General features: G+C 55.7%; 2 protein-coding genes. Both read right to left on the bottom strand.

Annotated elements, in window-relative coordinates; genetic code table 11:
• Positions 1-118: 118 nt before the first annotated feature.
• Positions 119-487, bottom strand: coding sequence for a hypothetical protein (locus RC85_RS28110; protein ID WP_162273308.1), 369 nt, complete (start codon positions 485-487; stop codon positions 119-121).
• 359 nt (positions 488-846) lie between these two features.
• Entirely contained in the window at positions 847-1,284 is a 438-nt protein-coding gene (locus RC85_RS29130; protein WP_084423024.1) for a DUF4279 domain-containing protein, read from the bottom strand.
• Positions 1,285-1,478 lie beyond the last annotated feature (194 nt).

Here is a 1,478-nt window from a genome sequence, read left to right as displayed (position 1 = left end):
TCCGCAAAACACCATCGCGATAGGGTCCGCCCGGGCGGACTTCGTCCCCGTGGGTGACCATCACCGTGTTAAGATCGTAGCAAAGAGTGGTCGGACAAGCAAGTTTCGGTGGGCAGCGTTAAATCGAGCAACCGAAGACAGGCGTTGGTTGTGCCACGCAGTGCATCCGGCACGTCGGCATTGATTGAGCATTGAATTTCAGGCGTTGGTTGATGCCCCGCAGGGCAGTCGGCACTTCAGTGTTGGTGAAGCGTTGGGGGCAACGGTTTTGGTCGAGCGTTAGAAATGCCCCACAGAGCGCGAGGAAGACAACAAGTGTCCGCGGCTCAGTCGGATAACGGTAAGCATCACCGAGGTGGCGGGATTTGACGTGCAAGCAGAGAGGAAAGTGTGCGGCCGCCACTCCGGTGCATGCAATGGTTATCCGCAAGACACCATCGCGATATGGTCCGTCAGTGCGGACTTCGTCCCCGCGGGTGACGATCACCGTTTTGAAAGCGTAGCAAAGTGTGGTCGGCAAGGCAAGTTTCGGTGGGCAGCGTCAAATCGAGTATCTAAGGACAGGCGTTGGTTTATGCCACGCAGTGCATCCGGCACGTCAGCATTTGTTGAGCATTTGAATTCGGGCGTCGGTTGATGCCCCGCAGGGCAGTCTGGGCTTGAGTATTGATCGAGCGTTGGGGGCAAAGCCGTTTTGGTCGAGCATGGGTTGTGCCCCGCAGGGCGCGAGGCGGGCAGCAAATGTCCGCGGCTCAGTCGGATAACGGTATGCATCACCGAGGTGGCGGGATTTGACGTGCAAGCAGAGAGGAAAGTGTGCGGCCGCCACTCCGGTGCATGCAATGGTTATCCGCGATCATTGGTTCCAGAGTAAATGTCAAACCAAAGGGGAAGGCCGAGTTTCGAGAGTTTGTCAAAATCACCAGGCGAGAAAGATGGTCCGCCCTGGCCAATTGCCGAAACCCAGAAACAAGTTATGTCGCAGTTGGCGCCACGAGAAACGAGTTCGCGAATCTGAGGATGGCATGCAGAAAGTTGGTCGCAAAGCCAGTTCAAGTGCCTGCGGCAGTCCAGTGAATCGACGGAATCTTTTGAGCGAAGGAACCAAGCGTTCGTGTCACGTAATCGTGTAGACCGAGATGATATTCGGTCACCAACGAGGTAAGAACTAGTGCATTGCATCGAAAGTAGTTGCGAGATAGCCGATGGATCATCGGTCTTGGAAAAAATCCTGACCGTTGCGTGGGTATCGCGGCAGGATGGATATGCGTCGTCGAATTCCATTGGCTTTGGTCGGATAACGTCTAGGATCACCGGGTGGGGACGGAAAAGGTAACCATCAGGAAGCAGCCGCAAGCCCCACTCCGGTGCATCCTTTGGTTCAAGTAAGCCGCTTCGCGGCGGGGCGTGTGGATTGAAAACGTGAGGAACCCTTTGGTAGATCCGAACTCACTGGGAGTTCGGCTTGCGTTCTCTCA

Origin of the sequence: Rubripirellula obstinata (assembly GCF_001642955.1) — a bacterium.
In the GTDB taxonomy this organism is placed as follows: Bacteria; Planctomycetota; Planctomycetia; order Pirellulales; family Pirellulaceae; genus Rubripirellula; species Rubripirellula obstinata.
The sequence above is the reverse complement of the archived record's forward strand: the minus strand, read 5'-3'. Positions and strand labels throughout refer to the sequence as shown.